This window comes from Kitasatospora sp. NPDC101157 (assembly GCF_044768255.1).
In the GTDB taxonomy this organism is placed as follows: domain Bacteria; phylum Actinomycetota; class Actinomycetes; order Streptomycetales; family Streptomycetaceae; genus Kitasatospora.
Genome location: NZ_JBIWPL010000008.1, coordinates 96,727 through 115,005, shown reverse-complemented (window position 1 = coordinate 115,005; position 18,279 = coordinate 96,727). Strand labels below are relative to the sequence as shown.

The 18,279-nt window shown below is 74.0% G+C and carries 13 protein-coding genes; 6 read left to right on the top strand and 7 right to left on the bottom strand.

Annotation, left to right across the window (positions count from 1 at the left end; genetic code table 11):
- Window positions 1-310: 310 nt before the first annotated feature.
- Together ACIRVF_RS19245 and ACIRVF_RS19240 are read left to right on the top strand one after the other, a co-directional pair.
- Complete coding sequence (locus ACIRVF_RS19245) at window positions 311-1,264, top strand: amino acid ABC transporter permease (protein ID WP_402818773.1); 954 nt, start codon at window positions 311-313, stop codon at window positions 1,262-1,264.
- Window positions 1,261-3,186, top strand: coding sequence for an FAD/NAD(P)-binding protein (locus tag ACIRVF_RS19240; RefSeq protein ID WP_402818770.1), 1,926 nt, complete (start codon window positions 1,261-1,263; stop codon window positions 3,184-3,186). The genes ACIRVF_RS19245 and ACIRVF_RS19240 overlap by 4 nt, the downstream gene beginning before the upstream one ends.
- A 17-nt stretch (window positions 3,187-3,203) precedes the next feature.
- Here ACIRVF_RS19240 and ACIRVF_RS19235 read toward each other — a convergent pair whose 3' ends face one another.
- Window positions 3,204-5,051: a protein kinase gene (locus ACIRVF_RS19235; RefSeq protein ID WP_402818767.1), complete on the bottom strand. Its 1,848-nt coding sequence runs from the start codon at window positions 5,049-5,051 to the stop codon at window positions 3,204-3,206.
- Between the two features lie 53 nt (window positions 5,052-5,104).
- On the bottom strand, window positions 5,105-6,949 hold the full coding sequence (locus tag ACIRVF_RS19230; protein ID WP_402818764.1) for a protein kinase: 1,845 nt from the start codon (window positions 6,947-6,949) through the stop codon (window positions 5,105-5,107).
- Window positions 6,950-7,084: 135 nt separating this feature from the next.
- On the opposite strand from ACIRVF_RS19230, the gene ACIRVF_RS19225 reads away from it, so the two are divergent.
- Entirely contained in the window at window positions 7,085-9,370 is a 2,286-nt protein-coding gene (locus ACIRVF_RS19225) for an FdhF/YdeP family oxidoreductase (protein WP_402818761.1), read from the top strand.
- A gap of 66 nt (window positions 9,371-9,436) precedes the next feature.
- Here ACIRVF_RS19225 and ACIRVF_RS19220 read toward each other — a convergent pair whose 3' ends face one another.
- Window positions 9,437-10,993 carry an NlpC/P60 family protein gene (locus ACIRVF_RS19220; protein WP_402818758.1) on the bottom strand — a complete coding sequence of 519 codons (1,557 nt, stop codon included), beginning with the start codon at window positions 10,991-10,993 and terminating at the stop codon, window positions 9,437-9,439.
- Between the two features lie 360 nt (window positions 10,994-11,353).
- Between ACIRVF_RS19220 and ACIRVF_RS19215 the strand changes: the two genes are divergently transcribed.
- Together ACIRVF_RS19215 and ACIRVF_RS19210 are read left to right on the top strand one after the other, a co-directional pair.
- Window positions 11,354-12,538: an anion permease gene (locus ACIRVF_RS19215; RefSeq protein ID WP_402818755.1), complete on the top strand. Its 1,185-nt coding sequence runs from the start codon at window positions 11,354-11,356 to the stop codon at window positions 12,536-12,538.
- 28 nt (window positions 12,539-12,566) lie between these two features.
- The gene (locus ACIRVF_RS19210) at window positions 12,567-12,815 is read left to right on the top strand and encodes a hypothetical protein (RefSeq protein ID WP_402818752.1); all 249 of its coding nucleotides are present in this window, start codon (window positions 12,567-12,569) and stop codon (window positions 12,813-12,815) included.
- A gap of 76 nt (window positions 12,816-12,891) precedes the next feature.
- Here the strand turns inward: ACIRVF_RS19210 and ACIRVF_RS19205 are convergent, their stop codons facing one another.
- Complete coding sequence (locus tag ACIRVF_RS19205; RefSeq protein WP_402818749.1) at window positions 12,892-14,445, bottom strand: MDR family MFS transporter; 1,554 nt, start codon at window positions 14,443-14,445, stop codon at window positions 12,892-12,894.
- 166 nt (window positions 14,446-14,611) lie between these two features.
- A complete protein-coding gene (locus tag ACIRVF_RS19200) occupies window positions 14,612-15,061 on the bottom strand; it encodes a MarR family winged helix-turn-helix transcriptional regulator (RefSeq protein WP_402818747.1) in 450 nt (149 codons plus the stop codon).
- A gap of 112 nt (window positions 15,062-15,173) precedes the next feature.
- Here ACIRVF_RS19200 and ACIRVF_RS19195 point away from each other — a divergent pair, with 112 nt between their 5' ends.
- Window positions 15,174-16,235 (top strand): ABC transporter permease, encoded by a 1,062-nt coding sequence (locus ACIRVF_RS19195; protein ID WP_402818743.1) that lies wholly within the window; start codon window positions 15,174-15,176, stop codon window positions 16,233-16,235.
- 231 nt (window positions 16,236-16,466) lie between these two features.
- Here the strand turns inward: ACIRVF_RS19195 and ACIRVF_RS19190 are convergent, their stop codons facing one another.
- On the bottom strand, window positions 16,467-17,684 hold the full coding sequence (locus tag ACIRVF_RS19190) for an ROK family protein (protein WP_402818741.1): 1,218 nt from the start codon (window positions 17,682-17,684) through the stop codon (window positions 16,467-16,469).
- Window positions 17,685-17,701: 17 nt separating this feature from the next.
- Complete coding sequence (locus tag ACIRVF_RS19185; protein ID WP_402818738.1) at window positions 17,702-18,244, bottom strand: GtrA family protein; 543 nt, start codon at window positions 18,242-18,244, stop codon at window positions 17,702-17,704.
- Window positions 18,245-18,279 lie beyond the last annotated feature (35 nt).

The following is an 18,279-nucleotide window of genomic DNA, read 5'->3' as shown; positions in this document are numbered from 1 at the left end:
GACCGAAGTCGATGTGGTCGCGGGTGACCAGGGGCTGCTCGGCGTACATGGCCTCAAGTTGAGCAGTCGGCCGAGCGGTACGTCAACCACCCATCATTGCCGCACTGTTGCGATCTCCTGTCGCTTTTCCGAAGCGCCCTGACGGTCCCGATCGCCCTTGACAGCCGTCGATCGCGCATGCGTACGATCGACGCGGAGTGCAGTGCATCGCACCGGCCGTGTTGAGGGACGCGGGCCGGCGCCCGAGGGCCCGTACGTGATCACCCCCGTACCTCTCCCCCCGCCCGCACTCCGCCCAGGAGCCGCCGCCATGGCCACCCCGCAGGACGTCCTGCCCGCCCCCTCCCCCAGCAAGGCCCCACCGCCGGCCCCGGCCCCCGAAGCCCGGATCGTCGCCCGCCGAAAGCCCGGCCAGTGGGTCGCCGCGGCCGTCGCCCTGCTGCTGGCCGCGATGGCGGTCAGCTCGGTGATCCGCAACAAGGCCTTCCAGTGGGGCGTGGTCGCCGACTGGTTCACCGCCCGGTCCGTCCTCGACGGCCTGAGCCTGACCCTGTGGCTGACGGCCGCCACCCTCGCCCTCGGCTTCGTGTTCGGCACCGTCCTCGCCACCATGCGGCTGTCCGCCAACCCCGTGCTGCGCACGATCGCCTGGGGCTACATCTGGATCTTCCGTTCCACCCCGCCGCTGGTGCAGCTGCTCTTCTTCTTCAACATCGGCGCGCTCTACCCGACCCTCGGCCTCGGCATCCCCTTCGGTCCCGAGTTCGTCACGGTGAGGACCGTCAACCTGATCGGCCCCACCCTGACCGCCGTCATCGGGCTCACCCTGCTGGAGACCGCGTACGCCGCCGAGGTGATCCGCGGCGGCATCCTCTCCGTCGACCGCGGGCAGCTGGAGGCGGCCGCCGCGCTCGGGCTCGGCCGGTGGCGGGTGCTGCGCCGGATCGTGGTGCCGCAGGCGATGCGCGCGATCGTGCCGACCGCCGGGAACATGCTGATCGGCGCGCTCAAGGGCACCAGCATCGTCAGCGTGCTGGCCGTCTCCGACCTGCTCTACTCGGTGCAGCTGGTCTACCTGCAGTCCTACCAGGTCATCCCGATGCTGATGGTCGCCACCCTCTGGTACCTGGTGGTCACCACCGTGCTGTCCGTCGGCCAGTACTACGTCGAGCGCCACTTCGCCAAGGGCGCCACCCGGGACGGTCTGCCGCCCACCCCGCTGCAGCGCGCCCGGGCGGCCCTGGTCAAGGTGGTGCGGGCATGAGGACGCTCGTGATCGTCGGCGCCGGCCCGCGCGGCACCGGACTGCTGGAGCGGATCGCCGCCAACGCCGCCGAACTGCTGCCCGCCGACCGGCCGCTGGAGATCCACCTGGTCGACCCCCACCCGCCCGGCGGGGGCCGGATCTGGCGCCACGACCAGTCCCCGCTGCTGCGGATGAACTCGATGGCCGAGGACGTCACCATGTTCACCGACGAGCTCGCCACCATCGACGGACCGGTCCGACCCGGCCCCTCCCTGGCCGAATGGGCCCGGAACCAGAGGGAGTTCCCGCCCTACCGGGAGGTCGCCGACCCGGCCGTACGGGCCGAGCTCCGCGACCTGGCCCCCACCGACTTCCCCACCCGGCGCGCCCAGAGCGCCTACCTGGACTGGGCGTTCCGCCGCGCCGTCGCCGACCTGCCGGAGCACGTCTCGGTCACCGTCCACCGGGACACCGTGCGGCGGATCGACGGACCGGCCGACGGCCCGCAGACCGTGCACCTCGGCGACACCGAGCTCCCCGCCGACCACGTCGTCCTCACCCTCGGCCACCTCGACTCCGCCCCGCACCCTCGGCACGCGGCCGACGCCGCGTTCGCCGCCCGGCACGGCCGCTTCCACCTCCCGCCCGCCTACTCCGCCGACGTCGAGGCCGAGTTGGAGCGGCTCGCCCCCGGCGAGCAGGTGGTGCTGCGCGGCCTCGGCCTGGCCGCGGTCGACCTGATCGCGATGCTCACCGAGGGGCGCGGCGGCCGCTTCGAGCCCACCGGGGACGGGCCCGCCCTGCGCTACCGCCCGTCCGGCCGCGAACCGGTGCTGCACCTCGGCTCCCGGCGCGGCGTCCCGTACCACTCCAAGACCGACTACCGGCTCCAGGGGCCGCCCGCCCCGCTCCCCCGCTACTTCGACGCGGCCGCCGTGGACGCCCTGCTGGCCACCGGCAGGCCGCTCGAACTCCGGCGCGACGCGTGGCCGTTGATGGCCAAGGAGATCGCCTTCGGGCACTACCACGAGCTGTTCCACGCCCATCCCGAACGCACCGCGCTGCCCTGGCCGGAGTTCCTGGCCCGCTACGACCGGCACGGCTGGTACTCCGCCGAACTCGCCGCCCTGGTCGCCGAGGCCGTGCCCGACCCGGCCGACCGGATCGACTTCGAGCGGCTGGACCACCCGCTGGCCGGGCTCGAACTCGGATCCGCCGAAGAGCTCCAGGCCCACCTGCGCGCGTACGTCACCGCCGACGCCGACCGCCGCGCCGACCCGGCCCACAGCGCCGACCTGGGCGCCTTCCTCGCCCTGCTCTCGCTGTTCGGCCAGCTCCCCCGGCTGGTCGCGGCCGGCCGGCTCACCGCCCGCTCGGTCGCCGAGGAGGTCGACGAGTGGTTCTTCGGCTACTTCAGCTTCCTCGCCTCCGGCCCGCCCGGCTTCCGGCTGCGCCAGCTCCTCGCGCTCTCCGAGGCCGGGGTCGTGCGCTTCCTCGGCGCGGGCGTACGGGTCGAGCGGGACGAGACCACCGGCACCTGGCGGGCCTCCGGCACCACCGTGCCCGGCCACACCGTGACCGCCACCGCGCTGGTCGAGGCCTACCTGCCCAAGCACGCGCTGGCCCGCACCCTCGACCCGGTGCTGGGCGAACTGCACCGCGCCGGACGGGTGGTGGAGGAGGTGGTGAGCGACCCGGAGCACACCCATCGCTCCGGCCTGGTCACCATCGACCCCGCCGACAGCCGGCTGATCGACCCGGGCCTCGGCGGCGCCCCCCACCCGCGCCGCACCGCGCTCGGCCCGCACACCAGCCTGCGCTCGGCCGCCGCCTTCGCCCGTCCCCGCACCAACGCCCCGGCCTTCCGCCAGAACGACGCCGCCGCCCGGGCTCTGCTCCGGGCCCTCGCGGCGCTCCCGGCAGCGGCACTGGTGGGGTGAGGCCCGCGCCCGGAGCCTCACGGCCCGAAGACATCCACCAGCAGGTCCTCGTCCGAGACGAAGGACGGCGCCGCGAGCACCCGCTCCGCGAGGCCCTTGACGCCCGTCCCGCGCTCCAGCTCGCGGCCGAGCTCCGGGGCCGACTCCCCGACGGACCGGATCAACCGGACCAGCCGCAGCGCCCGGTCCCGGTCGATCCGCACCCGCCAGGCGCGGACGGCCCGGTTCGGCGCACGGCGGAACCGGGCCCGCTTGCGGTACTCCGCCAGGTCGGCCCGCGCCCGCATGCAGCGCCGGTCGGCCGGGCCGTAGACCTCGACGAGCTGGGGCAGCAGCTCGTCCAACTGCGCCACGGCGGCCGGGAAGGCGCCCCGCTCGGCACGGCACGCCGCGAGGTCGGCCCCGGCCTGGAGGACGAGCGGGCCGCGCGGGCCCCAGGTGCTCCGCAGCGCGGGCAGGAGTGCGGCCAGCAGGCGGACCGCGGTGGCCGTCTGGCCGCTCCTGCGGACCAGCCCGGTCAGGTCGTACCGGACCTCCAGCACCCGGGGATCGAGTTCCCCGAGGACCGGTACCAGGTCCGCCAGCTGCTCCTCCAGCAGCTCGACGGCCTGCGCGGACCGGCCGTCCCGGCCGAGGTACCCGGCGAGTTCCCGCCGGGCGGCGACGACCTCCGGGTCTGCCCCGCCGAGCGACCGTACGGCCGCCTCAACCACGGGCTGGAGCCGGTGCACCGCCGTCGCGGGCCGCTCGGCCTCCACGGCCCGTACGGTCCTCCGCAGCCGGTCCCGCACGGCCGCCGCGTCCTCGACCGGCGCGGGCGGTCCGGCGGGGCTCCCGGGTTGCCGGGGCTCGGGGTACATCAGCGCGGGTCTGCCCACCGGCCGGAGCTTCGGCTGCCGGACCGGCGCACTCCGCCGGCCGGGCGCCGGGCGGACGGGCCGGGCGGGCGCGGGCCGGGCGGGCGCGGGCCCGTCCACCACGGCCGGTCCCGGAGCGGCCCGGTCGGCCGCGGTCGCCGCAGGAGGCGCGTCCCGCCCCTCCGCCAGGTCCGCGAGCCGCTGCGCGACCGCCCGGGCGTCGGCCGGCCGGTCCCGCGGGTCCTTCGCCAGCAGCTCGGCGAGCAGCCCGGGCAGTCCGGGCGGCAGCCCGTACTTCACCGGGTCCACCGCGGGGGGCGGCTCGTTGAGGTGCTGGTACATCAGCACCGGCGCCGAGTCGCCGTTGAACGGCCGCTTGGCGGTGAAGAGTTCGACCAGTACGCAGCCCAGCGCGTAGAGGTCGGCCCGGCCGTCCACCCGGCCGCCGGTCCAGCGCTCCGGCGCCAGGTACGGCGGGCTGCCGACGACCGCGCCGGTGGTGGTCAACCCGCTTGCACCGAGGTCCAGTTGGGCGATGCCGAAGTCCAGCACCTTCGCCACGCCGCCCTCGGTGATCATCACGTTGTCCGGCTTGATGTCCCGGTGCACCATGCCCGCGTCGTGCGCCGCCGCCAGCGCCTCGCAGACCTGCCGCGCCCAGCGCAGGCCCTGCCGCGGCCGCGGCCGGCCCTCCCGGATCACCTGGGCCAAAGTGCGGCCGGTGAGCAGCTCCATCACCAGGTAGGTGAGCCGCTGGTCCTCGGACTCGCGGTGGCCGAGGTCGTGCACGGTGACGATGTACGGGTGCGACAGGTTGCCCGCCGCTGACGCCTCCCGGGCGAACCTCATCGCGGCCTTCGCCTGGTCGCCGTCCTCGTGCCGGATGACCTTGACCGCCACCGGCCGCCCCACCCGGGTGTCCCAGGCCCGCCACACCACCCCGAACCCGCCCTGCCCCAGCTTCTCCTGGAGCTCGTACCGGTCGTCGAGGACGTCACCGACTCGCACGTGCCCACCCCTCCCCCGTCGGCTGTGTACCCACCGACCTTAGAACGTGCCGCTCAGGGGCCGAAGATCTCCTCCACCAGGTCCTCGTCCGAGACGTGGTCCGGCGCCTCGAAGACCACGTCGGCGACGCCCTTGAGGCCGAGGCCCCGCTCCAGCGCCTCGACGCAGGCCTGGGCCTCCCGGTCGGTGGCGAAGTCCCACACCCGCAACCGCCGGACCAGCACCAGCAGTTCCATTCGGCTGATCCTCGGCGGCCGGCGGCGGCCCGCTCCGCCGTTGCGGCCGGCCCGGGCCAGCCGCTGCTGGTAGCCGACCAGGTCCCGCCAGGCCTGCACGGTGCTCGGGTGGTGCTCGCCGAGCGTCCGGGCGAGGTCGGGCAGCAACCCGTGCAGCTGCACCACCGCGCCCTGGAGGTCGCCCCGGTTGGCCTGGTGGACGGCGAGGTCGTGCCTCGCCTTCAGCACCCGGCCGTCCTGCGGGCCCCAGACGGCGTGCAGGTCCGGCAGCAGCTCGTTCAGCAGCCGGATCGCGGTGACGGCCGAGCCGCTCTCGCCGATGCACCACACCAGGTGGTAGCGGGCGCCCAGGGTGTCCGGGTCGGTCGGGCCGAGCGCCGGGCGCATGTCGTCCAGGAGGGTGGACAGCAGCCCGATCGCGCCGTCCAGGTTCCCGGCCCGGCTGAGGTACCAGGCGAGGTCCCGCCAGGTGCACAGGGTGTCCCGGTCGGTCGCTCCGAGCACGGTGACGCACTCCTGGGCGACCGCCTGCAGCAGGATCGCCGATTCTCCCGCCGTCGTTGCCCGGTACGCGGCCGACCGGCGCTCGCGCAGCCCGGCCCGTACCGCGTCCTCGGACGGCGCGGCGGCCAGCACCGGCGGGGTGGTCAACGGGGGCAGCACCGGCGGGAGCGTGGGCGCGGCCGGCGGCGCCGAGGGAGGCACCGGGAGGGCAGGAGGCGCGGGAGGCACGGGAGGCGGCGCCACCGGCACCGCCGGCACCACCGGCACCGACGGCACGGCCTCCACCGGACCCACCGGACCCACCGCCGCCACCGGCACCGCGCCCGGCGCAGCGGCCAGCTCCGCGAGCCGCCGCTCGACCGTACGGGCGTCCGCCGGCCGCTCCTGCGGGTCCTTCGCCAGCAGTTCCGCGACCAGCCCGGCCACCTGCGGCGGCAGCCCGAACTGCGCCGGGTCCAGCGCCGGGGGCGGCTCGTTGAGGTGCTGGTACATCAGCACCGGCGTCGAGTCCCCGCCGAACGGCCGTGCTCCGGTGAAGAGTTCGACCAGCACGCAGCCCAGCGCGTACAGGTCGGCCCGCCCGTCCACCCGGCCGCCGGTCCACCGCTCCGGCGCCATGTAGGCGGGGCTGCCGACGATCGTGCCGGCGGTGGTCAACCCGCCGACGCCGGTGTCCAGTTGGGCGATGCCGAAGTCCAGCACCTTCAGCTGTCCGGCGTCGGTGATCATCACGTTGTCCGGCTTGATGTCCCGGTGCACCATGCCCGCGTCGTGCGCCGCCGCCAGGGCCCCGCAGATCTGCCGCCCCCAGCGCAGGCTGAGCGCGGGATCGGGCAGTCCGGCCCGCAGCACCTCGGTCAGGGTGCGGCCGGTGAGCAGTTCCATCACCAGGAAGGTGACCTCCTGGCCGGCGGCCTCGCTCTGCCCGAGGTCGTGCACGGTGACGATGTGCGGGTGGGACAGGTTCCCGGCCGCGCAGGCCTCCCGGACGAAGCGCAGCGCCGCCTTCGCGTGGTCACCGCCGTGGTGCCCGATCACCTTGACCGCGACCGGTCGCCGCATCCGGGTGTCCTGGGCCCGCCAGACCACCCCGAACCCGCCCTGTCCGAGCTTCTCCTGCAACTCGTACCGGCCGTCCAGGACGTCACCGACTCGCACGCGCCCCTCCCCCTCCCGTTGTGACGCCAGACTCTACCGACGGCCCTGCCCCCGCGACGGCCCAGGTGGAAGGATGGGCGGACGGCCCCGCAAAGGTGCGGCGGCCCGCACCAGCAACGCCCGAGGAGCGCAGTCATGGCCAAGCAGGCCCCGCAGAGCGACCCGGCGCAGGACGCCCCCGAGGTCTCCGCGCCCCAGCACGCGGCCGCCGGCCTGCCCGCCGTCGGCCACAGCCTGCGGATGGCCGCCGAGCAGATGGGCGCCCGCCGCACCCTCGCCACCCTGCTCAAGGTCAACCAGCCGGACGGCTTCGACTGCCCCGGCTGCGCCTGGCCCGAGCCGGAGAAGACCCACACCGCCGAGTTCTGCGAGAACGGCGCCAAGGCCGTCGCCGAGGAGGCCACCGAGCGCCGGATCCGGGCCGAGTTCTTCGCCGCCCACCCGGTCGCCGACCTGGCCGAGCGCTCCGGCTACTGGCTGGGCCAGCAGGGCCGGCTCACCCAGCCGATGCTGCTCGACGAGGGCGCCACCCACTACACCCCGGTCTCCTGGGACGATGCCTTCGCGCTGATCGCCGAGGAGCTGCGGGCCCTGGACACCCCGGACGGCGCCGCCTTCTACACCTCCGGCCGTACCAGCAACGAGGCCGCGTTCGCGTACCAGCTGTTCGCCCGCCGGCTCGGCACCAACAACCTGCCGGACTGCTCCAACATGTGCCACGAGTCGTCCGGTTCGGCGCTCACCGAGACCCTCGGCGTGGGCAAGGGCAGCGTCAGCCTCAAGGACCTCTACCAGGCCGACCTGATCATCGTGGCCGGCCAGAACCCGGGCACCAACCACCCCCGGATGCTCTCCGCGCTGGAGCGCGCCAAGCGGGCCGGCGCCACCGTCGTCAGTGTGAACCCGCTGCCGGAGGCCGGCCTGGAGCGGTTCAAGAACCCGCAGAACGCCCGCGGACTGGTCGGCCAGGGCACCAAGCTGACCGACCTCTTCCTGCAGATCCGCCTCGGCGGGGACCTCGCCCTGTTCCGCGCGCTCAACCGGATCATCCTGGAGGAGGGCGGCGTCGACCACGCCTTCGTCGCCGAACACTGCCACGGCTTCGAGGAGTTCGAGGCGCAGGCCCGCAGGACCGAGCGGGCGGACGTGCTCGCCGCGACCGGCCTGCCCTGGGAGCAGATCGAGGAGCTCGGCCGTCTGGTGCTCTCCTCCGAGAAGATCATCGTCTGCTGGGCGATGGGCCTCACCCAGCACAAGCACTCCGTGCCGACCATCCGCGAGGTGGTCAACTTCCTGCTGCTGCGCGGCAACGTCGGCCGCCCCGGTGCCGGGGTCTGCCCGGTGCGCGGGCACAGCAACGTCCAGGGCGACCGCACCATGGGCATCTTCGAGCGGCCGTCGACGGCCTTCCTCGACGCGCTGGGCAAGGAGTTCGGCTTCGAGCCGCCGCGCGAGCACGGCCACGACGCGGTGGACACCATCCGTGCGATGCGCGACGGCAGGGTCCGGGTGTTCTTCGCGATGGGCGGCAACTTCGTCGCGGCCACCCCGGACACCGACGTCACCGAGGCCGCGATGCGGCGCTGCCGGCTGACCGTCCACGTCTCCACCAAGCTCAACCGCTCGCACGTGGTCACCGGCGCCCGCGCCCTGATCCTGCCCACCCTCGGCCGCACCGACCGGGACGTCACCCCCTCCGGCGCCCAGTTCGTCAGCGTCGAGGACTCGATGGGCCAGGTCCACGCCTCCCGCGGCGGCCTGCGCCCGCCCGCGCCCGGCCTGCTCTCCGAGACCGCGATCGTCTGCCGCCTCGCCCGCGCCGTCCTCGGCCCGCAGGACACCGTGCCGTGGGAGGACTTCGCGCGCGACTACGACACCCTGCGGGACCGGATCGCCCGGGTCGTGCCCGGTTTCGAGGACTACAACGAGAAGGTCCGCCGCCCCGGCGGCTTCACCCTCCCGCACGGCCCCCGCGACTCCCGCACCTTCCCCACCGCCACCGGCCTGGCCAACTTCACGGTCAACGAGCTCACCGCCCCCGAGGTCCCGCCGGGCCGCCTGCTGCTGCAGACCCTGCGCTCCCACGACCAGTACAACACCACGATCTACGGTCTCGACGACCGCTACCGCGGCATCAAGGGCGGCCGCCGCGTGGTGCTGGTCAACCCGGCCGACGCCGCCGAACTGGACCTCCCCGAGGGGCGCTACGTCGACCTGGTCAGCGAGTGGACGGACGGCACCGAACGCCGCGCCCCGCACTTCCGGATCGTCCACTACCCCGTCGCCCGCGGCGGCGCGGCGGCGTACTACCCGGAGACCAACGTCCTGGTCCCCCTCGACTCCACCGCCGACATCAGCAACACGCCCACCTCCAAGGCCGTGGTCATCCGCTTCGAGCCCGACTCGGCCCCGGCCGGCTGACCGCTTCCCGGACGGCACGGAGGCCGCCCCGCGTCGGCCGACGCGGGGCGGCCTCCTCGTGCCGGGTCAGTGCAGCAGACCGCCGAGCGGCAGCGTCGCCGTGGGGCTGCCGGGCGCGGCGGCGCCGGACGAGCCGGTGGTGCTCGGGGTTCCGGTGCCCGTCGGCGTGCCGGTCTGGGCCTGGGTCGGCGTGTTCGTCGGCGTGTTCGTCGGGGTGTTCGTCGGAGCCTGGGTCGGCGTGCCGGTGGGCTTGTCCGTCGGCGTGCCGCTGCCGGACGGGGTGCCGGTGCCGGACGGCGTGCCCGGGTTGCTCGGCGTGCCGGTGCCGGAAGGCGTGCCGCTCGGCGTCCCCGGGGTGCTCGGGGCGCTCGGGCTGCCGGTGGGCTGCTGGCCCGCCGGCGGCGCCGGGGGCCGGCTCGGGGTGATCGGGGTGACGGAGTCCCAGCCCTTGGGCAGGTCCGGCACCTTCCAGGCGCCGCCCGCGTCGTCCGCCGAGCCGTCCGGGTCGGGCCGGACGGCCCCGAGGATCGCCATCGAGCCGATCGGCGACACCTTGATGAAGGCGCCGGGCCGCGGGGCCTGGACGATCAGCCCGCCGCCGATGTACATCGCGACGTGCGAGGCGTCCTGGAAGTAGACGACCAGGTCGCCGGGCCGCAGCTGGTTCAGCGGGACGTGCGGCAGCTGGGCCCACTGCTCCTGGCTGGTGCGCGGGATGGGCTTCCCGGCGTGCAGCCAGGCCTGCGAGGTGAGGCCGGAGCAGTCGTAGGAATCGGGCCCGGTGCCGCCCCACAGGTACGGCTTGCCGAGCTGGGCGAGCGCGAAGGCGACGGCGGCGCGGCCGGCCAGCGAGGGAGTGCGCTCGCCCTTGCCGAGAGCGCCGGAGGCGAGGAAGGCGAGCTGGGCCTCGTCGGCCTTGGCCTTCTCCAGCTGTTCGAGCTCGGTCCGCTGCGCGCCGGTGAGCGAGGAGACCAGCTGCTCGACCGAGGCGAGGTCGGCGGCGACCTTGGCCTTCGCGGCGTCCTGCTGGACGACCAGCGCCTGCGAGGTCTTGAGGGCTTCCTCGGTCTGCTTCTTCAGTCCGTCGAGCGCCTCCCGGTCGGCCTTGAGCCGGTCCAGGAACTCGGACTGGGAGCGGCTGGCCGCCTGGAGCAGCTCGGCGATGGTGACGGCCTCGTACGGGTCCTTGGAGAGCAGCAGTTCGGCGTAGGCGGAGGCGGCGCCGTTGCGGTACTGGGCGGCGGCGAGCTGGGAGGCGATGTCCGTCCCGGCGTCGACCTGCTTCTGCTGCCGGTCGAGCCTGCCCTGGAGGTCGGTGAGCGCGGCCTGCTGCTCGGTGACCTTGGCGACCGCGCCGTTGTACTGCTCGGTGGCGGCCTCGGCGCTCTGGTACAGCCCGTGGAGCTGGTCGAGGAGCGGGCCGAGGGTGGCCTTGGCGGCGGCCAGCGGGTCGGATCCGGGCGGGACGGCGACCCCGGCGCCGGGGTCGGGCGCGGCGTAGGCGGCCTGGGTGGCCAGGGGGAGGGCGAGTGCGGCGGCCGCGAGAACGGCTCCGCACCTCAGGGCCGCCCGCACCCAGGGCCGTACGCCCGACGTCTCCGTGCGCTGTGCAGCCCCGCCCATGCGATGGTCCTCCCCGCCCTTGCCCTGCCCCGGTGGCGCCGTCCCGGGCCTCCCGGGAACGATCCCGCAGATCCTCCCACGGGTTACTCGCCGGAAACAGAGCGCACGCGGACCAGGAGGTTAATTCTCCCTTGATCTGTCGATCTGTGAGACAGCTCTCACCAAAGGGGGGCGAACGGGGACACACCCGCCCGATCTCCGGCCCAGCACGGCCCGGGACACCCCCGGGAAAGCTTCGAGCCACCCACGGGACACCGTCGGAACCACGATTCCCGGCTCAGTTCACCTTCCGTTTACCCAACGGACCTACGGTCGCGACGACACCAACGTCCGTGCGACAACTACGACGATTGTTTGGGTATGGAACACATCTCGTTCCTGGTGGCCGTTGTGATCATCACGGCGCTCGCCTTCGACTTCACCAACGGGTTCCACGACACCGCCAACGCGTCCGCCACCGCGATCGCGACCGGGGCCCTTCGTCCGAAGGTCGCGGTCACCATCGCGGCCCTGCTCAACTTCGCGGGCGCGTTCCTGTCCGTGAAGGTCGCCACCACCATCTCCGGCGGCATCGTCAACGAGAAGGCCGGCGTCCACCCCGAGATCATCTTCGCCGCACTGGCCGGCGCGATCCTCTGGAACCTGCTGACCTGGCTGCGCGGCCTGCCGTCCAGTTCGTCGCACGCCCTGTACGGCGGCCTGATCGGCGCCACGATCGTCGGCGTCGGCATGAACGGCGTCAACTTCGACACCGTGATCACCAAGATCATCATCCCCGCGGTCGCTTCCCCCTTCGTCGCCGGCCTGGCTTCCTGGGGCGCCACCAAGCTGGCCTACGCGATCACCCGCAAGGGTTCCTCGGCGGCCACCGACAAGGGCTTCAAGACCGGCCAGATCTTCTCCTCCTCGCTGATCTCGCTCGCCCACGGCACCAACGACGCCCAGAAGACCATGGGCATCATCACCCTGACCCTGGTCTCGGTCGGCGCCCTGCCGCACGGTGCGCTGCCCCCCACCTGGGTGATCGTCTCGGCGGGCGCCGCGATCGCGCTCGGCACCTACATGGGCGGCTGGCGGATCATCCGCTCGATGGGCAAGGGCCTGGCGGACATCAAGCCGCTGCAGGGCTTCGCCTCCGAGTCGGCCGTCTCGACCGTCATCCTGACCTCCTCCCACATGGGCTTCGGCCTCTCCACCACCCAGGTCTGCACCGGCGGCATCATGGGCGCCGGCCTCGGCGGCCCGAAGCCGGAGCTGCGCTGGAGCCTGGTCCGCCGCATGGTCTACACCTGGGGCCTGACCCTGCCGGCCGCCGGCCTGGTCTCCGGCGGGGCCGCCGTACTGGCCCGCCAGGGCACCTGGGGCGTCGCGCTGGTCGGCGCCGCGCTGGTGGCCGGTTCGGCCGCGATGTGGATGCTCTCCCGCCGCGAGCGGGTCGGCGCGGACAACGTGAACGACATCGCCGAGGTCACCCCAGTCGAACTGGCCACGGCCGTCCCGGCAACCGCCGTCCCCACCCCCGCCTCGACCACGGTCGCGGCCTGAGCCCCGCAGGCCGAGGAGCACACTCACCATGCACATCAAGTGGAACGCCCTGGCCCAGACCGCCGGCATCAGCTTCGGCGTCACCGTCGCCGTGGTCGCCGTCTTCGCGCTCGGCATCCTGGCGCTGTCCCGCCGCGAGGCCGCGCTCGGCGCCCGCGAGGCGGACGGCGGGCAGGCCTCCGGCGGCCGTCCGGCCCTGCTGGCCGGCGCGTACGTCTGCTTCGCGCTCTGCGCCGCCGCGGTGGCCTACGGCCTGGTGCTGATCGCCGCGCCGTAGGACCTGCCCGAACGAACGCGACGGGCCGGGGAGTGTTCGACACTCCCCGGCCCGTTCCGCATGCCCCCGCGTCCGGTCAGCCCTGCTGGCTCGTCCTCAGCGCGGTCTCCCGGATGAACAGCACCGTGACGAAGGCCAGTGCCGCGAAGGGCGCGGCCCACAGGAAGACCGTGCCGACGCCGTGGCCGAAGGCGTCCGTGACCAGCGGCAGGATCGGGGCGGGCAGCTTCGCCAGGTCCGGGATGCCGCCGCCGGCCGCCGCGTGCCCGGCCGGGATGTGCGCCGCGGCCAGGTTCTCGGCCAGGTAGTGGCCGACCTTGTTGGTCATCAGCGCGCCGAGCGCGGAGACGCCCATCGCGCCGCCCATGGTGCGGAAGAAGGTGACGACGGAGCTGGCCGCGCCGAGCTCGTGCCGGGGCACCGTGTTCTGCACCGCGAGCACCAGGTTCTGGCTGGTCAGGCCGAGGCCGATGCCGGTGATCGCCATGTAGACCGAGAGCAGCCCGTAGTTGGTGTCGACCCGGGCGGTGCCGAGCAGGCCGAAGCCGATCGCGAGCAGCGCGGTGCCGGCGACGAGGTAGGCCTTCCACCTGCCGTACTTGGTGATCAGTCGGCCGGCCACCGCGGAGGAGAGCGCCAGGCCGATGATCATCGGCAGGGTCATCAGACCTGCCATCGTCGGGGACTTGTCCTTGGCCAGTTGGAAGTACTGGCTGAGGAAGGTGGTGGCGCCGTACATCCCGACGCCGACCAGCACGCTGGCGATCGCGGCCAGGGTGACGGTCCGGTGCTTGAACAGCGACGGCGGGATGACCGGCTCGGCGGCGCGACGCTCGACCACGACGGCCAGCGCGGCCAGCAGCAGGCCGCCGCCGACCATCACGGCGGTCTGCCAGGACAGCCAGGCGTAGTCGGTGCCGGCCAGCGTGATCCAGATCATCAGCAGGCTGACGGCGGCGGTGATGACCAGCGCGCCCAGGTAGTCGATCTTCACCGGGCGCTTGACCACCGGCAGCTTGAGGGTGCGCTGCACCACCAGGATCGCGGCCAGCGCGAACGGGATGCCGACGTAGAAGCACCAGCGCCAGCCGAGCCAGGAGGTGTCCACGATGACGCCGCCGATCAGCGGTCCGCCGATGGTGGCGAGGGCGAAGACCGCGCCGAAGTAGCCGCTGTACCGGCCGCGCTCGCGCGGCGGGACCATCGCGGCCAGGCAGATCTGGCCGAGCGCGACGACACCGCCGGCGCCGATGCCCTGCAGCGCGCGGCAGGCGATCAGCTCACCGGTGTTCTGCGACAGGCCGGCCAGCGCGGAGGTGGCGATGTAGATCAGCAGGGCGATCTGGAGCAGCAGCTTCTTGCTGGCCAGGTCGGAGAGCTTGCCCCAGATCGGGGTGGAGGCCGTCAGCGTCAGCAGCGCCGCGGTGATCACCCAGGTGTAGGCGGACTGGCCGCCGTGCAGGTCGGTGAGGATGTGCGGCAGGGCGTTGGAGACGACGGTCGAGGAGAGCACGGCCACGAACAGGCCGAGCAGCAGGCCGGACAGTGCCTCCATCACCTGCCGGTGGGTCATCGGTCGGTCGTCGACGGCGGCTGCGGCGCCGGTCGGGGCCTCGGTGGTCGCGGTCATCTGGGTCCTTCGGCGGAGCGGGCGGAGTGCGGGGCGGGTGCGGTGCGCGGGTGCGGTGTGCGGGGACACGCGGGCATGAAACTTTGTTGCCTTAAGCAACCATACGACCGATGGTTGACTAAGGCAACTGTCTTTGCGCTCCAGCAAAACGGGCCGGGCCCTCGCCTCATTCCGCGGGCGGCTCCCCCAGCACCTCGTTGAAGCGGTGCAGCAGCTCGGCGAAGCGGTCCACGTCCTCCCGCGACCAGCCGCCCATCACCTCGCGCACCCGCCGCATCCGGACGTCCCGGGCGGACTCGAAGCGCCGCCGCCCGTCCTCGGTCAGCGAGACCAGCGCCGCCCGGCGGTCCAGCGGATCCGGCTCCCGGGCGACCAGGCCGAGCTCCTCCAGCGCGCGGATCTGCCGGCTCACCGTGCCCTTGCCGACCGCGAAGTGCACCCCGACGTCCGTCACCCGCACCCGCCCGGCCTGCTCGATGTAGCCGAGCATGCTGTACGCCGCGCCCTCCAGTTCGGGGTGCACCCGGCGTGAGAGTTCGGCCACTCTCGCGCGCCCCCGCCGGAACATCAGTCCGACCTCGCGCTCCACCGCCACCAGGGCTTCCTCGTCCGTCACCGCGTCAGTATCGCCCAGCCGCAGTGGCCGGGAACCGGCGCGGGAGCTGGGACGAGCCAACTAGTTCATGGTATTAAGTATCCGATTTCCGCCGATACGCAAGGAGATGTGGATGGCCGCCCGGGGGCAGGGTTTCATCGCTGAACTGAAGGGCGCGGTCACACCGCGTGCGGCCATGCTCGTGATCGGGGTGCTGCTGCTGCAGCTCGGCTTCATCACCTCGTACGTCGGGGCGCTGCACCACCCGACCCCGCACGAGCTGTCGATCGCGGTGGTCGCCCCGCCGCAGGTCACGCCCAAGCTGGTCCAGGGCCTGGAGTCGGTGCCGGACGAGGCCGTCAGGCCCGTCACCGCACCGGACACCGAGACGGCGACCCAGCAGATCAAGGACCAGAAGATCTACGCCGCGCTGGTCGTGAACCCGAACGGCACCGAGGACACCCTGCTCATCGGCAGCGCCCGCGGCACCTCCGCCGCCAAGGCCGCCGAGAGCATCACCACCGCGCTGGACAAGTCCCAGGGCCGCACCGTCAAGGTCGAGGACGTCGTCCCGCTGGCCAAGGGCGACACCAACGGCCTGACCGCCTTCTACCTGGTCATCGGCTGGTGCGTCGGCGGCTACCTGGTCGCCTCGATCCTCGGCATCAGCGCCGGCTCCAAGCCGGCCAACGTCCACCGCCTGCTGATCCGCCTCGGCGTCCTGGCGCTGTACTCGGTCGGCGCCGGCCTCGGCGGCACGCTCATCGCGGGACCGGTGCTGGACGCGATGCCCGGCTCGATCCTGGCCCTGACCGCCATCGGCGCCCTGGTGGTGTTCGCGGTCGGCGCGTTCACCATGGCGCTGCAGTGCCTGTTCGGGATCATCGGCATCGGCCTCGCCGTGCTGGTCTTCGTGGTGCTGGGCAACCCGAGCGCCGGCGGCGTCTACCCCGCCCCGATGATGCCGCCGTTCTGGCGGGCGATCGGCTCGCTGATCCCCAACGGCGCCGGCACCAGCGCCACCAAGTCCATCGCCTACTTCGGCTCCAGCAACCTGGGCATGCCGATCCTGGTCCTGGTGGCCTGGGCGGTCATCGGCGTCGGCGTCGCCTTCCTCGCCGTGCTGCGCGGCCCGCGCGTCGACGACGGCGCGATCGACGCCGACGCTCCGGTGCAGACCCCCGCCGGGGCCTGACAGCCGGCCCGACCCGAGCCCCCGGCCACCGCGGCCGGGGGCTCGGTCGCGTTCCGGCGGGGGCGTACGGGCTCGGCGGCAACGGCGACCCGCGGGTACGGGGACCGGCGGGTACGGGGACCGGCGGGTACGGGGACCGGCGGGTACGGGGACCGGCGGGTACGGGGACCGGCGGGTACGGGGACCGGCGGGTGGGGGGACCGGCGGGTACGGGGACCGGCGGGTGGGGGCTCAGCCGCCGCCCGCGAGCGGGCCCGGGTCGGCGACGATGGCCCGCACCACTCCCACCGCCGCGCCCAGCAGCGGTCCGCGCCGGCCGAGCCGGGAGACCGTCAGCCGTTCCTCCGCCCAGGGCCGCACCGTCACCCGGGCGACGAGTTCGCGCCGCATCGCCGGCAGCAGCCAGGGCGCCAGCCGGGCGTAGCCACCGCCCAGCACCACCCCGGCCGGGTCCAGCAGGTTGACCGCCCCGGCGGCCGCGATGCCCAGCGCCGAACCGGCCCCGGCCAGGGCCGCCCGGGCCGGCTCGTCCCCGGCTCCGGCGCGGTCGGCGAGCAGGGTCACCCAGTCGCCGTGCCGGCCGGCCAGCCCGGCCGCCCGCAGGACCGCGGCCTCGCCCGCGTACTGCTCCAGGCAGCCGTGCGCGCCGCAGGCGCAGCGCGGCCCCTCCGGGTGGACGGGGACGTGGCCGAGCTCGCCCGCGTAGCCGCGCGCGCCGCGCAGCAGCCGGCCGCCGACCACCACGGCCGCGCCGACACCGGCCTCGGCGGAGACGTACAGGAAGTCCTCGGGACTCCCCCCGAGCCAGCGTTCGGCCAGCCCGCCGAGGTTGGCCTCGTTGTCCGCCTCGACCGGCAGTTCGCCGAGGCCGTCCCCGGCGAGGCGCAGCGCCGGGCGGAGTTCGGCGGCGAGCGGGATGTCCTGCCAGCCGAGGTTGGCGGCCCGCTGGAGCACCCCGCCGGCGCCGACCAGCCCGGGTACGGCCAGGCGCAGCCCGGCGGGGCGCAGGCCGGACTCGGCGACGGCCGAGCGCACCAGCTGGGCGAGGTCGGCCATCACGGCGGCGGGCCGGCGGCCGCGGTTGGCGCTCTCCTGGCGGCGCCAGGCGCGGACCTCCCCGCGCAGGTCGACCACGCAGACGCCGAGGTGCCGGACGCCGATCTCGGCGCCGAGGCCGCCGGGCCCGAGCGGGTTGAGCCCGAGCGCGGTGCCGGGGCGGCCGACCTTGCCGCTGGGGGCAGCGGGGCCCTCCTCGACGACCAGGCCGGCCGAGATCAGCTGTTCGGCGAGCGAGGAGACCGCGGCCCTGGTCAGCCCGGTCTCGACGGCCACCTCGGCGCGCGAGCGGGGGCTGCGGGCGATGACGCCGAGCACCAGGGCCAGGTTGGACCGGCGCATCCCCTGCTGGCTGGCGGGCCCGGTCCGGACGCCGTCCGGCTCCGCGCTCATATCGGTCACCTCATGTCTTACGGCACATCCCGTGGCATCTCGGGTGCAGCGTAACCGGGTTCCGGCCCGGCGTGCGTCCGCGTGACGGGGCTGGTGAAGACCCAGCGCCGCATCGCCCAGTAGCGGAAGAGCATGGCCACGAAGGTGCCGAGGACCATCCCGCTGAGGAAGTCCGCGATCTCCTGCTGGAACGGGCTGACGTACGGCTCGCGCAGGTGGAGGGCGTACCGGGAGAGCGCCAGCGGGACGACGTTGACGCCGATCGCCACCGCGCTGACCACGAAGAACAGCACGGCCTCGGGTCGGCGCCCGTCCGTACGGAAGGCCCAGCGGCGGTTGAGCACGTAGGAGACGGCGGTGGCGACCACCGTCGCCACCGTCAGCGCCGCCACCGGCTGGTGCTCCAGGACGGTGAACTTGAGTTCCAGGTCGATCGCCGTGGTGAGGGCGAAGCAGCCGCTGCCGACCAGCAGGAACTTCACCAGCCGGCGGTGCCGGAGCAGGAACGGCCGCAGCCGCGCCGGCACCCGGGCCAGGACGCGCTGCGTGGGGGACGGCATGTCCGCAGTGTGGCACGCGGACCGGCCGTCCCCCT

Coding starts and splice junctions, on each gene's coding strand:
- ACIRVF_RS19245 (WP_402818773.1), top strand. CDS start 311: ATGGCCACCCCGCAGGACGTCCTGCCCGCCCCCTCCCCCAGCAAGGCC.
- ACIRVF_RS19240 (WP_402818770.1), top strand. CDS start 1,261: ATGAGGACGCTCGTGATCGTCGGCGCCGGCCCGCGCGGCACCGGACTG.
- ACIRVF_RS19225 (WP_402818761.1), top strand. CDS start 7,085: ATGGCCAAGCAGGCCCCGCAGAGCGACCCGGCGCAGGACGCCCCCGAG.
- ACIRVF_RS19220 (WP_402818758.1), bottom strand. CDS start 10,993: ATGGGCGGGGCTGCACAGCGCACGGAGACGTCGGGCGTACGGCCCTGG.
- ACIRVF_RS19215 (WP_402818755.1), top strand. CDS start 11,354: ATGGAACACATCTCGTTCCTGGTGGCCGTTGTGATCATCACGGCGCTC.
- ACIRVF_RS19210 (WP_402818752.1), top strand. CDS start 12,567: ATGCACATCAAGTGGAACGCCCTGGCCCAGACCGCCGGCATCAGCTTC.
- ACIRVF_RS19205 (WP_402818749.1), bottom strand. CDS start 14,445: ATGACCGCGACCACCGAGGCCCCGACCGGCGCCGCAGCCGCCGTCGAC.
- ACIRVF_RS19195 (WP_402818743.1), top strand. CDS start 15,174: ATGGCCGCCCGGGGGCAGGGTTTCATCGCTGAACTGAAGGGCGCGGTC.
- ACIRVF_RS19190 (WP_402818741.1), bottom strand. CDS start 17,684: ATGAGCGCGGAGCCGGACGGCGTCCGGACCGGGCCCGCCAGCCAGCAG.
- ACIRVF_RS19185 (WP_402818738.1), bottom strand. CDS start 18,244: ATGCCGTCCCCCACGCAGCGCGTCCTGGCCCGGGTGCCGGCGCGGCTG.